At 61.2% G+C, this 14,341-nt stretch carries 10 protein-coding genes; 5 read left to right on the top strand and 5 right to left on the bottom strand.

Annotation, left to right across the window (positions count from 1 at the left end; translation table 11 throughout):
* Positions 1-375: 375 nt before the first annotated feature.
* The gene (locus QRX40_RS03595) at positions 376-1,212 is read right to left on the bottom strand and encodes an alpha/beta hydrolase (RefSeq protein ID WP_313836325.1); all 837 of its coding nucleotides are present in this window, start codon (positions 1,210-1,212) and stop codon (positions 376-378) included.
* A 566-nt stretch (positions 1,213-1,778) separates the two neighbouring features.
* On the opposite strand from QRX40_RS03595, the gene QRX40_RS03590 reads away from it, so the two are divergent.
* From QRX40_RS03590 to QRX40_RS03575, 4 genes are all read left to right on the top strand, one after another.
* Positions 1,779-4,766, top strand: coding sequence for a glycoside hydrolase family 3 C-terminal domain-containing protein (locus QRX40_RS03590; protein WP_313836323.1), 2,988 nt, complete (start codon positions 1,779-1,781; stop codon positions 4,764-4,766).
* Positions 4,767-5,010: 244 nt separating this feature from the next.
* Positions 5,011-7,440: a glycoside hydrolase family 3 C-terminal domain-containing protein gene (locus QRX40_RS03585; RefSeq protein WP_313836321.1), complete on the top strand. Its 2,430-nt coding sequence runs from the start codon at positions 5,011-5,013 to the stop codon at positions 7,438-7,440.
* Positions 7,433-8,104 carry a hypothetical protein gene (locus QRX40_RS03580; protein WP_313836319.1) on the top strand — a complete coding sequence of 224 codons (672 nt, stop codon included), beginning with the start codon at positions 7,433-7,435 and terminating at the stop codon, positions 8,102-8,104. Before QRX40_RS03585 ends, QRX40_RS03580 begins: the two co-directional genes overlap by 8 nt.
* 175 nt (positions 8,105-8,279) lie before the next feature.
* Entirely contained in the window at positions 8,280-9,329 is a 1,050-nt protein-coding gene (locus tag QRX40_RS03575; RefSeq protein WP_045923746.1) for a glycosyltransferase family A protein, read from the top strand.
* On the opposite strand, the gene QRX40_RS03570 is transcribed toward QRX40_RS03575, so the two are convergent.
* Together QRX40_RS03570 and QRX40_RS03565 are read right to left on the bottom strand one after the other, a co-directional pair.
* Complete coding sequence (locus QRX40_RS03570; protein WP_313836315.1) at positions 9,293-10,660, bottom strand: GHKL domain-containing protein; 1,368 nt, start codon at positions 10,658-10,660, stop codon at positions 9,293-9,295. The two genes, QRX40_RS03575 and QRX40_RS03570, sit on opposite strands and share 37 nt — an antisense overlap.
* On the bottom strand, positions 10,657-11,367 hold the full coding sequence (locus QRX40_RS03565; RefSeq protein ID WP_313836314.1) for a LytTR family DNA-binding domain-containing protein: 711 nt from the start codon (positions 11,365-11,367) through the stop codon (positions 10,657-10,659). Before QRX40_RS03565 ends, QRX40_RS03570 begins: the two co-directional genes overlap by 4 nt.
* Positions 11,368-11,587: 220 nt before the next feature.
* Between QRX40_RS03565 and QRX40_RS03560 the strand changes: the two genes are divergently transcribed.
* Complete coding sequence (locus QRX40_RS03560; RefSeq protein WP_313836313.1) at positions 11,588-12,517, top strand: DMT family transporter; 930 nt, start codon at positions 11,588-11,590, stop codon at positions 12,515-12,517.
* Here QRX40_RS03560 and QRX40_RS03555 read toward each other — a convergent pair.
* Together QRX40_RS03555 and QRX40_RS03550 are read right to left on the bottom strand one after the other, a co-directional pair.
* A complete protein-coding gene (locus tag QRX40_RS03555) occupies positions 12,487-13,599 on the bottom strand; it encodes a VanZ family protein (RefSeq protein ID WP_313836311.1) in 1,113 nt (370 codons plus the stop codon). The genes QRX40_RS03560 and QRX40_RS03555 overlap by 31 nt on opposite strands.
* A 58-nt stretch (positions 13,600-13,657) precedes the next feature.
* Positions 13,658-14,257 (bottom strand): DUF3566 domain-containing protein, encoded by a 600-nt coding sequence (locus QRX40_RS03550; protein ID WP_313836309.1) that lies wholly within the window; start codon positions 14,255-14,257, stop codon positions 13,658-13,660.
* Positions 14,258-14,341: the final 84 nt, after the last annotated feature.

Below are 14,341 nucleotides of genomic sequence, written 5' to 3'. Positions count from 1 at the left end.
AGCTATAAGTAGCACAAACACGCTCTTGAGTTCTCAAACCACCACCACACCAACAGCTCCAAGCCCTCCGAAGAGTTCTCATCACTGCCGGGCAGCAAGAAGTAAACTTACACGAGTTTGGGTTGACCCGCAAATTGGCATACTAAAATCACGGTGGAACCCAATAATTTCGCGGTTTCTACGGCGTGTCGGTTTTTGCCGACCAAGCCCCGCTCAATTGGCCTTCACCTATCCAGGAGCCCCGCGCACTCTTCAGCGAGGCTCAAACCAATATCTTCAATGACTCATATTAGTAGATTCGGTTCTTCGCAAGAGGTATTTCTTCCATGCGGATGGGTGCGTGCAGCCAGGCTGCAGTTCCTTCTTACACAGGCGCTACAAGCAGAGGGCTTTAACCGTTGCTGCGAACCGTTCTGGCTCGTCCCACTGTGGGCAGTGCCCTGACCGGTCAAATCGGATGAACCGATGCGTGCTCTTCAGCCCATCAGCAAACCGCTCAACCAGACTGCCTGGCAGATGACGGTCATACTTGCCGCTGATGAAATAAACAGGGGCCCCGAAAGAGGTCTGCCCGTTGAAATCGACCTGCTCCAGCTCAGCGTCCAAGCGCGCCCGGGACTGAGCCACCCCCTTGACATGGTTGAGCAGACGCGACCAGTTGTAGCAAGGCGAGCGCAGGTAGGTCATGATCCGTCCCAGAGATCCGAACAGCATGGCAACCCCGCCACGAGACAGCAGCTCATCTATCATCAGCACCATGTCGGCAGCCCCGCTCTCCTTGCTGACGATCGAACCGAGCCGGGAGCCCAAACTCTGTTGCCCCCAATGCCGTCTTAGCCGAAGAGCGGCGCGCATGCTGACGACCTGCCCAAGGCCGATGTAGCAGCGAACGAGCGAGGGATACCGCTTCACCATCTCCAGTCCCAGGACGCTGCCCCATGAATGACCGACGAGGATGAGGGAATCCTGCCCGTAGGCGCGAAGAAGCTGTAGCACGAACTGGTGAACATCCTCAACCATCGAATCGATGGTCACTACCTCGCCAGGCGCAAAAGGATGGTAGGACAGTCCACTGCCTCGCTGATCCAGGTTGATGAAGCGGAAATCGCGCTCCAAGGCCGCGTTGTAGCGCATGGTCAGCGGAATGCAGGCATCACCCGGACCACCATGGAGGTAAAGAATGATAGGAGCACGAGGAGGTGCCGGATTCATCGAGAAAACAAAGCGCGCACCATTGATCCGCGTCCTATATGGGCGAGAGCGACTGGGAACTACGTCGGCACGACTAGTCATATAGTCATTTTATCTGTACCCTTATCTATCTCTCGCCTTATGGCTGCACACTGGCACTCCCTCCCTCTAGGTGCGGAACCAGAAACATTCAATTGCGATATAATCCGTTTCTTTAAGGGTCTCCCGGCATCATCGCCATCCTGAACGACTCCGTTCTGGCAGTTTGCCGTTCGCTGTAAAAGCAAGCTGCTCCGTATGTGTCCTACCAAGCCAAACCAGATGAGGACCAGTTCTCATCACACGCAAATACACACCACAAAACAGGTCAGGTTATGCGGCAAATTCGACAGTTCGCGCATACGCAGCCGCAGAAACACGTAGTAAATGATTAACTGAAACCGTGGCATAAAGGCGTGTCGATGCAGCTGAAGGTCGCTCGCCCACCCAGGAGGCGGACCACAGTTCAAATGCTCCGTCTGCTGCGTGACCGGTCCATAGTCGTGACCGGGTGAAGCTTCGGCAGAGAACAGAGGAAAGTAGCGAACATGTTCAGTGTCAATCTGAGCGATGTGGTCGCCGTACTCAAGTCGCTGATACCCCAGCTGGTGGTCATCGGCGTCTTTCTGGTACTGGCCCTGCTGATCACGATCGCCGTGAACAAGCACACCGTCAAAAACGTAGCCAACCGAAAGATGATCCACTCCCAGTCCTGGCTGGTGGCCTTCGTGGCTGTCGTCGCAGCCCTGGCGACCATGCTCCTGGGACCCTTGTCCAACCTGATCACCAAGTCCACCAGCAAGCACGAGCTGCAGCCGGCGACCGTTACCGCAGCCCGGAACCTTGCCAAGGACATCCAGCGTGAGTCCGTCACCATGCTGCAGAATTCGGATGGCACGCTCCCCCTGAAGTCCGACAAGGTCAACGTCTTCGGCTGGGCCTCGACCAACCCCGTCTACGGCGGCACAGGCTCCGGCTCCATGTCGGCTGACAACCCCACCACCAGCCTGCTCGACGGCATCTCCTCAGCCGGTCTGAAGACCAACAAGGAGCTGAGCGACTTCTATACCAAGTACCGCGCGGACCGTCCCAAGGTCGAGATGTTCGCCCAGGACTGGACCCTGCCTGAGCCCACGGCCGACAAGTACACCAGCAAGCTCATGGATGACGCCAAGCAGTTCTCCGACACCGCTGTAGTGGTCATCGGCCGAGTGGGCGGCGAGGGCGCCGACCTGCCGAAGGACATGAAGGCCAAGGACATCACCTATCACGACAACGACAAGGCCAACCCGGACTTCAAGCAGGGCCAGAGCTTCCTGGAGCTGTCCAAGCCCGAGAGCGACATGATCGCCAAGGTCACCAGCTCCTTCGACAAGGTGGTTCTGGTCTACAACGGCGCCAACACCTTCAACCTGAACTTCGTGGGTCAATACCCGCAGATCAAGTCCGTCCTCTGGTGCCCGCCCCCGGGCCAGGCCGGCTTCACCGCCCTGGGCGAGGTCCTGAAAGGCAAGGTCAACCCCTCGGGCAAGACCTCCGACACCTTCGTGCGCGATCTGACCAAGACGCCGACCTACAACAACTTCGGCTCATTCACCTACACCAATATGGACGACCACAAGGCCACCTTCACCGGGTTCACCGGCAAGCCCGAAACCAGCACGCCTACCTTCGTGGACTACAACGAGGGCATTTACGTGGGCTACCGCTTCTGGGAGACTGCAGCCAAGGAAGGCCTGATCAACTACGACCAGATGGTCCAGTACCCCTTCGGATACGGCCTGTCATACACCACCTTCAGCCAGAAGATGGGACCGATCCATCATGCTGATGGGAAGATCTCCTTCGATGTGACCGTCACCAACACTGGCGCCAAGGCCGGCCGCGACACTGTCCAGACCTACTTCGATCCCCCCTATATCGACGGGGGCATAGAGAAGGCCAGCGCCAACCTAGTCTCCTTCAAGAAGACCAGGATCCTGGATCCCGGCAAGAGCCAGACCATCCCTGTGAGCTTCAAGGACGAGGACATGGCCTCCTATGATGCCGACCATGCCAAGGCCTACGTGCTGGACCAGGGCGACTACGGCATCTCCATCCGTTCCGACTCCCATCGTCCGATCCAGTCCGACACGGTCAACATCGCCCATACGGTCACCTATGACAAGAGCAATCCCCGCTCCGTCGACAAGGTCGCGGCCACCAACAGGTTCGACGATGCCAAGGGCACGGTGACCTATCTGTCCCGGGCCAACCACTTCGCCAACTATGAGGATGCCGTGGCGGCGCCCAAGAGCACTGAACTGCCTGAGGAGGCCAAGGCCCACTTCTACAACAACAGCAACTACGACCCCAAGAAGTTCGACAACGACAGCGACAAGATGCCCACGACAGGCGCCAAGAACAACGTCAAGCTCTACCAGCTGCGTGACAAGAAGTACGACGACCCCATGTGGGACAAGCTGCTGGACCAGCTCAGCGTCAAGGATATGGACAGCCTGATCGCCATGAGCGGCTATGGTACCCAGGCCGTCAAGGGCATCGGCAAGATCGAGCTCACCGACGCCGATGGCCCCGCCGCCCTGAACAACAACTTCACCAAGGTCGGCTCCCTGGGCTTCCCCTCATCCACCTCCCTGGCCTGCACCTGGAACCCCGGTCTGGCCACCCGCTACGGCGAGATGATCGGCACCATGGCCCATGACATGGATGTCTCCGGCTGGTATGCGCCAGCTTTCAACATCCACCGCAGCGCCTTCTCCGGACGTAACTTCGAGTACTTCTCCGAAGACCCCGAAATCAATGCGGTCATGGGATCCAACGAGGTCGCGGCAGCCAGGTCCAAGGGCGTCTACTCCTTCATGAAGCACTTCGCCATGAACGACCAGGAGACCAACCGTACCAACATGCTGGCCACCTGGGCCAACGAGCAGACCATCCGCGAGATCTACCTGAAGCCATTCCAGGCTGCTGTAGTCAAGGGCGGCGCCCAGGCTGCCATGAGCTCCTTCAACTACATCGGCACCACCTACGTGGCCGCCTATGCGCCGCTGATGCAGGATGTGCTGCGCGGTGAGTGGGGCTTCCGTGGCATGGTGCTGACCGACTACTTCGGCGTCTATGGTTACCAGAACGCCGACCAGTTGATCCGCAACGGGAACGACGCCATGCTGGCCACCACCGAGGTGACCAACCATGTCAAGGACAAGAGCGCCACCTCGGTCAAGGCCATGCGCCAGGCCAGCCACAACATCCTCTATACGGTCGTGCACGGCTACAAGTACGCCAATGGCGACCCCAAGGTGCAGACCCCGGCCTGGCAGATCGCCCTCTATGTGGCACTGGTTGTGCTGGCCCTGATCTTCCTGGCCTTGGAGTACCTGGCCTTCAGAAGGTTCAAGGCACGGCGCAGCGCTGTCGACGTGGGCACCCTGAGCGATCTGGCGGACGACGCCCGGCAGACCCGCGCCCAGGATCCGGCCAGCATGGAGACCACGCCGTCCGAGGACAGCTCCGACCAAGGGCCGACGGCCTGATCCTCCATCTCTGTTGATTTGCTCCTTGGCAGACGGACCTATGCACCGTCCGCCAAGGAGCGGATCGACACCCCCGTTGATGCCCAGGCAACATTCATACCGGGAAAACAACAGGTTATGCAACCCGCCCGAGCAGGCCTCGGCAGTCGGGGAATAATGAAATTCAGTACCAGTCCGAGGCCGATTGTGGAAGCAACGAGGGTTCCCGCAGCAGGATCGGCCCCCGTCACAGAGAGGGAACACTATGGAAGTCAAGGATCTGACAGTTCTGGAACGGGCATCGCTGCTCTCCGGAAAATCCACCTGGGCGACCCGTGCCTTGAAGAGGGCGGGCATCCCGAGCATGGTCCTGAGCGACGGACCGCACGGTCTGCGCCGCCAGACCGGATCAGGGGACAACCTGGGCATGGGCAAGTCCAAGCCCGCCACCTGCTTCCCCACAGCCGGCACGGTGGCCTGCTCATGGGACCCGGAGCTAGCCAAGACCATGGGCCAGGCGCTGGGCAACGAGGCCAGGAGCCTGGGCGTCAACATGGTCTTGGGTCCGGGCATGAACATCAAGCGCAATCCCCTGTGCGGCAGAAACTTTGAATACTATTCCGAAGACCCCCAGGTGGCCGGTCACATGGCTGCAGGCCTGATCGAGGGCATCCAGTCCCAGGGCGTGGCCGCCACCCCCAAGCATTTCGCCATGAACAGCCAGGAGCTGCGCCGCCAGGCATCCGACTCCGTGGTGGACGAGCGCACCATGCGCGAACTCTATCTGACTGGATTCGAGATTGCTGTGCGCCAGGCCCACCCCTGGGCCATCATGACCTCATACAACATGGTCAACGGCACCTATGCCAACGAGAATCCCCACCTGCTCAAGGACATCCTGCGCAAAGAGTGGGGCTTCGACGGCATGGTGGTCTCGGATTGGGGCGGCTCCAACAGCGCGATCGCCGCAGCCGCCAATGGCTCCTCCCTGGAGATGCCCCAGGCCGGATATGACTCCGTCCGACAGGTCGCCAAGGCCGTGCAGGAGGGCCGCCTGGACGAAGCCGACCTGAACGCCCGGGCCGAAGAGGTGGCACGGCTGGCCAAGCTGACCTACCACTCTGACATGGACCCCGATGGGAACCTGACCGCAGACCAGATACGGGACCATCATCAGGTGGCGAGGAGCATCGCCGAGGGATCCGCCGTCCTTCTGGTCAACCGGGAGGGCCGCCTGCCACTGGCCGCCGGCACCCGGGTCGCCCTGGTCGGGGATATGGCCAAAACCGCAAGGTTCCAAGGATCCGGATCCTCAAAGGTCAACGCAGCCAAGCAGGAGAGCATGCTGGACCTGCTCAGGCAGGGCAACGGCGACGGACTGGAGCTGGCCTCCTACAGCCAGGGCTACGAACGCCATGGCGAGAAGAACCGGTCTTTGATCGACCAGGCCGTGGCTGCGGCTGGCCAGGCTGACGTGATTGTCGCCTGCGTGGGCCTGGATGAGCGCAGTGAATCCGAGGGTCTGGACCGTTCCCACATGGACATTCCCAGCAACCAGGTCGACCTGATCAAGGCGCTGGGTGCGACGGACAAGCCCCTGGTGGTCGTCCTGGTGGCGGGCTCCCCCGTCACCACCGACTGGATCGACCAGTGCGATGCCGTCCTCTACATAGGACTGTCCGGACAGGCTGGAGCATCAGCCACCCTGAACATCCTGACCGGCCGGGTCAACCCCTCCGGCCACCTGGCGGAAACCTGGCCCAAGTCCTATGCCGACTGCCCCAGCGCCGACTGGTACCCCGACCCCGCGCACGAGTCCATCTACCGGGAGGGCCCCTTCGTCGGCTACCGCTACTACCTGACCGCCGACGTGGAGGAACGCTTCCCCTTCGGATACGGCCTGTCTTATGCACACTTCGCCTACGCCGATCTGACCGTGGACGACAAGGGAGTCGCCTTCACCCTGACCAACGACTCAGACAGGCAGGGGGCCACTGTACCCCAGCTCTACGTCCAGGCGCCCAAGGGTGGCGTGCTCAGGCCGGTCCGCGAACTGAAGGGCTTCAAAAAGGTCAGCCTGGAGGCCGGCCAGTCAACCCAGGTCCGCATCGACTTCGACCAGACGACCTTCCGGCACTTCGATACGGCCAGCAACTCCTGGCAGGTCGAGTCCGGCGACTGGACCATCATGATCGGATCCGACGCACGCAAGATGGAGCTGAGCGGGCACCTGACCGTCCAAGGCACCGTCGATCCGCAGAGTCCCGACCCTGCCTTGGGCGCCTACCTGACCGGCCGGGTCAAGGAAGTCGACGATGCCGCTGTGACAGCGCTCTTCGGCCACCCGGTGGTCCGACAGGGCGCCGTCAGCACCTTCGGCGCCAATGATCCGCTCTCGTCCTGGAAGGACTCAAGAAGCGCCCTGGCCAGGTTCGTGGCCAACTTCCTAGCCAAGAGCGAGAACCGCCACGAGGCCAAGACCGGCAACCCCGACCTGAACACCCTCTTCCTGCTCAACATGCCTCCCAGGGCCATGGCCAAGATGACCAACGGGCTGATTGACACGGCCATGGTCGAAGCCATCGTCCGCATCCCCAACGGCCACCTATGGAGGGGGCTGGGCGGATTCATCGCCGGATTCTTCAGGAACATGTCCGCCAACCGCAGGACCGGAAAGGAGCTCAATCATGAGTGATCAGCACAGCCAGCAGGCCGGACAGCCGGCCCAGGGGAAAGCGACGACAGCCTCACAGTGGGCGATCGTGCGCTGGTGGCGGCGGTTCAGCGACCGGCACACCACCCTGGCCCAGTTCATTGTCTTCTTCATCCTGTCCAACGGAGTCACCGTCCTGCAGCTGGTGCTCATGCCCGTGCTCAAGGCCATCTTCAACGGCACCTCCCTGGTGGGCACCAACTTCCAGATCTGGCGCATGGGGACCGTCGGCGGCAAGCCCTACTACCTGTTCGACTACGCGGCCGGGTCCATCGGCCACGGCGGCGGGGGCGGCCTGGCCTACTTCCTTGCGGTGGAGATCACCCTGCTGATCGCCCAGATCATCAACTTCTTCCTCCAGCGCAACATCACCTTCAAGTCCAACTCCTCGGTCTGGAAAGCGGCCTTCTGGTACCTGGTGGCCTACGTGATCATCACCATCATCGCGGCGGCGCTGCAGGGCTGGTACAAGGACCCCATCTACGGCTTCTTCCAGCACACCCTGAACTGGGGCAGCCTGGGGACCACCATTGCTGATCTGGTCACCATGATCATCAACTCGGCCATCTCCTTCTGGGTCTTCTTCCCCATCTTCAAGGTCATCTTCCGTCAGGAGCCCACCGAATCCAAGGCGAGCGCCCAGTAAAATTCCGGCCCCACTCCCCCGGCCGCCAATGAACCGGCATGCATCGGCAGCCAGAGGGGCGGGGCCTTTTCCTCAAACCCATCATGTACAGTGGTCGCATACAACGGCCGCCGACGGGATTACGGCAACCCCGCCGGCAACCCCGCCGACCCATTCTTTTGCGAAGTGATCGTTCATGACAGCTGACCGACCGGCCTCTACGAGCCCGCCCGTTCTCACCTTCATCGTCCCCGCCTACAACATGGCCCAGCATCTGCCGACCTGCCTGGATTCGCTCCTGAGCCGGGAGGGGGAGGACCTGGAGGTCATCGTGGTCGATGACGGATCCACCGATGCCACAGCGCAGGTAGTGCAGTCATATCAGGCACGCCATCCGCACACTGTCCGACTGATCAGCCAGACCAACAAGGGCCACGGCGGCGCGGTCAACACCGGCCTGGCAGCCGCCCGGGGCCGCTATGTCAAGGTGGTCGATGCCGACGACTGGGTGGACCCGACCTCCTTGAGTCTGGTCTTGGACCAACTGCGCGACCAGTCACAACGTACGAATCCGGTGGACATGGTGGTCACCAACTACGTCTACGAAAAGGAAGGCCGCAGACATAAGCGGGTCATCAACTTCCGCAGCGTCATGGACCCGGGACGGGTGTTGGACTGGAACCATCTGCGGCGGTTCGGGCTGGCCCAGTACATGATCATGCATGCTCTGATCCTGCGCACCGAGGTGCTCCGCCAGGCCCACACCCATCTGCCCGAGCACACCTATTACGTGGACTTCATCTACTCCTATCAGCCCCTGCCCTGGGTACACACCCTGCTCTACCTGGACACGAATTTCTACCGCTATCACACCGGCCGCCAGGGCCAGTCGGTACAGACCTCGATCATGATCGCCCGGGTCTCGCAACTGCTGCTGGTCAACGGGCTCATGGCGGATTCCACGCCTGACCCGGGGACGGTTCCCCGTGGACTTTATCGTTATATGATCCACTATCTGTCCATTAACTGCGTGGTGACCTCGGTCTTCCTGATTCTTTCACGCAAGCCCAGCAACTACCGAAACAAGGACATGCTCTGGCGAAGGCTGGAGCACCGCTCCCCCGTCATCGCCTCCGACGTGCGCTCCACCCTGCTCTGCCGGATGATCAACATGCCGGGCAGGCCGGGCCGCTTGGCCATTCGCCTGGGTTACAAGGCCGCCGAGGCCGCCATGGGCTTCAACTGATCGCCCACCCGCGGCAGGAGCACACAAAGGCTGAACCAGTGATGCTCGGTCCGCAGGGTCATCTCGCCCTGGTAGCGGTGGGCTATGTGCCGGATGGACTTGACTCCGTAGCCATGCAGGCCATCCTCAGTTCTGGTCTTGGTGGTGGCCAGCTCGCCGTTGCCCTTCCAATTCAGGGGCGATACAAAATAGTTTTCAATGCGAATCACCACGAATTGTCCCCGTGCGTACAGGGCCACCTTGATCAGGCGGCGGTCTGAGTCCTCAACCTTCCTCAAAGCCTCGATGGCATTGTCCAAGGCGTTGCCGAAGAGGGTGGAGACATCCATGGGCGACATCCCCTCCAAGAGGGAGCCGTCGGCCACCATGGTCAGGGTGATCCCCTCTTCGGAGCATATGCGCTCCTTGGTTGACATGACCACGTCCAGGATGGGGTTGCCGGTATGCTGCTGCGACCCGTACCGCCCGACTGCAGCCTCCAGCTCCTCGAAATCCTGGGACTTGCGCTCAGGGTCCATCTGCGAGCGCAGGGCGGCGATCTGATGCTTGAGGTCGTGGGCGAGCCTGCCCATGGCCTCCAGGTTTTCCTTGGACCGCATGTACTCCCGATGCTGGCTGTAAGCCCGGGCGTTGATGGAGGCCAGCTCGGCGCTGGTATGGCTCTCCCGCAGCTGTTCCTGCTGGGCGTAGAGCATGGCGAAGCCGCACAGATCCACCAGAGTGCGGATGTAGAAGACCTCCAGGCCGACCCGACCGGAGAAGGGGGTGTTGGTGGAAACGAAACTCAGGTTGGACATGGCGAAGGTAACCACAGCGATGACCGCGGCTATGAAGACGCTGCGTCCTGGCACAGAAGGCTGGGCATCGGCGAAGTTGCGCCGTTCCGCCACCCAGGCCAGCAGTCCTACGCCCCCGTAGATCAGCACCAGCAGGATCAAGGAGGCCGGGTCGTACAGGCTGTGGCTGGAAGGACGCATGAAGGAGTCCAGCTGCCAGTGCAGGGAGGCAACCAGCTCGGCCAGAACGAAGGCACGGGCCAGCAGATAGGCCCCGTCCAGCGCCCTCAACCCCGAAGCCAGCATGATGATGGCATACATGCAGGCCACGGCCAGGCACATGCTGATGATCCAGAAGGCGATAGGCAGGGTGCCGGCCCAATATTGGACCCCGATGAGCACAGCCAGACCGGGCAGAAGCACAGCCACCATTCTTAGGCGTGAGGTCCTTGCCCCAATAGCCAATAGATAGACCAGGCAACCCAGCCACTCGCTGATGCCCGTATAGAGCCGGGGGATGTCGGGCAGGGCATTGAGGATGTGGGTGCTGGTCATGGCCGACCTGCCACATAGGCGGTCAGAGCCGTCATGAAGGCCTTCTTGCGGGGTCGGCTGACCCGCAGCCGCTGGCCGGTAGACATGATGCAGTCCTGGTCCTCCATGCCCGTCACATGGGCTAGGTTGACCAGGTAACAGGAGTTGGAGCGGAAGAATCCCCGCTGGTCCAGCTGGCCCTCCAGGCTTTTCAGCGTGCTGTTCGTGGTCAGTGAGGAATCCAAGGTGTGGATGACGCTGCTGTGGCGGACGGATTCGATGAAGACGATGTCCTTGAGGGGGATCCTGGTGGATCGGGCACCCTCGGTGATCAGGATGGACAGGTCCACGCGGCCGCGCACCTGGGCGATGGATCGGTCCAGCTCCTGGGAGAAGGCGAACCAGGGCAGGGGCTTGAGCAGGTAAGAAAGAGCGCCCACTTCATAGCCGTTGATGGCGTACTGGGGGGCGGAGGTGATGAAAACGATGACCACCGACTCGTCACGGGTGCGTACCCTGCGGGCCACTTCGATTCCGTCCATGGGGGTCATCTGAATGTCCAGAAGGAGGATGTCATAGACGGGTCGATAGCCATCCGCAAAAGCCTTGCCATCGGTGAAGACGCTGACCGTCAGTTCTTCCTGACGTTCCTTGCGGTAGCGGCTCAGGTAATTGACCATGGTCCGACAGCTGATGGAATCATCATCCACCACTGCGATTCTGATCATCCTGGCACACACTCCTTACCCCGTCGGCCAAGGACCCATGGCCGCCGTTATCACCGTTCTTCAATGATATCGGAGATGTCCGCATGGCAGTCCCCGCTTGCCTGAAGCCGAACGCTGACAAACAGGGGTTGGTTTGGAAAAAGCAAACAAGTTTGAACCACTCGTTTTTTACGCTGCGAATCTATTCTCACTTGTGGGCGGGAACGATTAGAGTCGAAACATGTCTACCTTCGCACCCTCTTCGTCCTGGAAACCCTCCACCTGGCTGGCCCGCCTGATGCTGCTGATGGCTGCGGCCGCCTGGGGAGCCGGATACACCTTCGAAAAGGTTGCCATGGAGACCCTGACCGTGCGCTGGCTGATGGGCATTCGCATCCTCTGCGCCATCGTGATCATGACACCCTTTTTGCTGCCCAGGCTGCGCAGAACCGGGGCCATACATACCCTGGTGCCGGGACTGATCCTGGGAGTCAGTTACTGGGCGGCCTTCAGCCTGCAGATGATGGGGCTGACCACCATCGCTCCGGGCCGGAACTCCTTCCTGACGGCCACCTACTGCATCTTTGTGCCCTTCCTGGTCTGGATCATGGCCCGCCGACGGCCGGCCCTGCTGCACTTCGTCGCGGCCGCCATCTGCATCCTGGGCGTGGCTCTGATCTCGCTGCCGGCCCAGGGCGGGGGACAGGGGCTGGCTCTGAGCACCGGCGACCTGCTGACCCTGGCCGGCGCCCTGCTCTACGGGGTCAACCTGGTGATCACCGGTTTCCTGACCAAGAAGTTCGATGCCCCCACGCTGACCTACCTGGAGCTGCTCTTCGGCGGCATGCTCTTCCTGGTCTGCGCGCTGATCTTCGATCCCTTGCCTACTGCGGCCGACTTCACGCCCTCGACCCTGGGCTCCATGATTTATCTGACGCTGATCTCGACCCTGATGGCCCAGAACTTTCAGAACATCGCCTTCTCCAGGGTCCCCGCCGCCCAGGGCTCGCTGATCCTGTGCTCGGAGAGCCTGTTCGGCATGCTGGTCTCGGTCCTGGTCCTGCACGAGGAGCTGACGGCCACCCATCTGCTGGGCTTCGCCATCATCTTCGCCGCCATCATCCTGTCCGAGGTCAGGCTTCATCCCCGCCGGCTGTCGAGGGATTCCTGAGCAGCCGGATCCTCCCGGTAGGCTGTTCCGGGCAAGAGGTCGTAGGGCATCTGCCGCTTGATCAGGTAGAAGACCAGCAGGAGCAGGGCCAGGATGCGCGTCGCAGTCTGAACCTTGCCGGTCCAGGGGCCGAAGACGGCCAGGATGACTGCGGTCCGGAACAGATAGAAGAGGAAGCGGGACCAGCCATGCCGTTGCTTGGTTTCGACGGTCATGTGGGTGAAGGTGGCGCCCAGCGTCCGTCCCCGGCGGGGCAGGGGTATGAGCAGTTCAAAGATCAGCAGCATGGCCAGATCCACCACGGTCCCGAACACATCCAGAGCGGATGGGGCGATCAGCAATCCGCCAAAGCGGTAGTGACCATCCAGCTGATAGGCGCCCAGGCGATGGACCGCATAGGTCACGCCCATCCCCAGAGACAGGGACAGAATGGTGGCCAGAAGCAGATCCAGAGCCAGGGAGACGGCGCGGTGTATGAACCCGGGATTGGTGACCAGCTGGGCAGCGTCCGCCTGACGAGTGGGAACGAGCTTGTTGGCCGCCATGGCCACCAGGTAGCCGATCAGAGCGCCTGATGTATTCCAAATCAGGTCGTCCACGTCGAAGAGACGGTAGGCGCAGCCCACGATGCCGAAAACCCCGGTCAGCTGGGCCGTTTCGATGAAGAGGGAGACCAGGAAGGCAACCGGCAAGGCCAGGATGAAGCGCCAGCGGAAGACCCGCCCCATGATGAAGCCCAGGGGCAGGAAGAAGGCCACATTGAGCAGGATCTGCAGCATGGCCATCCGACCGCCTGTGCTCAGGTCGGTCAGGAATTGCATGGGGTTGAGCTGGGGGGTCAGATGGTGGGTGGCGCAGAAAGCAGCACGGTCGTCGGGCATGGGCCAGAGGGTGAAGAAGACCAAGGCCAGCAGGTATAAGACGGTCAGGTAGGCCGCCATGGCTGCTGTCAGCCGGAGCCGGTGATAGCGGTTGTAGATCAGGGCAAGAATGGGCAGGGTCAGGATCAGCGAGGCCAGGGGCCAAAAGACCAGAGATATGCCGAAGGAGCCGCTGAAGTAGTCCAGGTATGTCGAGAGCACAGTTCCAGTCTAAATCGTGCTTGGGCCTATCGACCGATTGACTGCGCCGACGAAGAGCTCAGTCGTCGCCCAAGGTTACGTGGATGCCGCCAACCAGGGAGCTGACCAGATTGTAGAGAAAGGCAAAAATGGTGACCAGAGCCACTACTATGACGATCTCGAAGATAGAGAAAATGGTCACCGAGCTCAGGACCGTCCCCAGGCTCAGCACCTGGCCCAGGTCGAAACCACCCGCATCCAGGCCTGTCTTGGAGATGACCTGGGTCAGATTGTCAAAGAGCCCCATAGCGTTGAGCAGAATCCAGAGCAGGGCGGCGGCCACCACCTGAATGATGGCCCCGGCGATGGACAGCAGGAAGGTGACCTTGGCCACCGACCAAGGTTCCAGCCGGGTCAAGGACAGCTGCATGCGCCGGGCCCGAGGCACGTGAGGACGTGTCGTTGAAGAGGCCTTGACCGGACCGGCAGCCGAAGCTGCGGTTCTTGCGGAGCGCCCTGCTGCCGTCCGGCCGGCAGCAGAAGCCGGGGGAGTGGCCGATGAGGGTCGGCGGGACTCGCCCTTTTCGGATTCATCAGCCTTGGTCTTTCCGGCTTTGGGCTTTTCTGTACCCTTCTTACCGGTACCGGCCTTGGCCTGCTTCTGATCATCCTGGCTCATGGGCACTCCTTGATCCTTGCATTCACCAGTCCGCGCACACCGCCGCAGGACCTGCACAACTTCTTACGAGGCTACCAGTCTTGT

Source organism: Bifidobacterium sp. H6bp9, from assembly GCF_032193695.1.
Lineage (GTDB): Bacteria > Actinomycetota > Actinomycetes > Actinomycetales > Bifidobacteriaceae > Bombiscardovia > Bombiscardovia kimbladii.
Note: the sequence above shows the minus strand (reverse complement) of the source record. Positions and strands in the feature narration are given on the sequence as shown.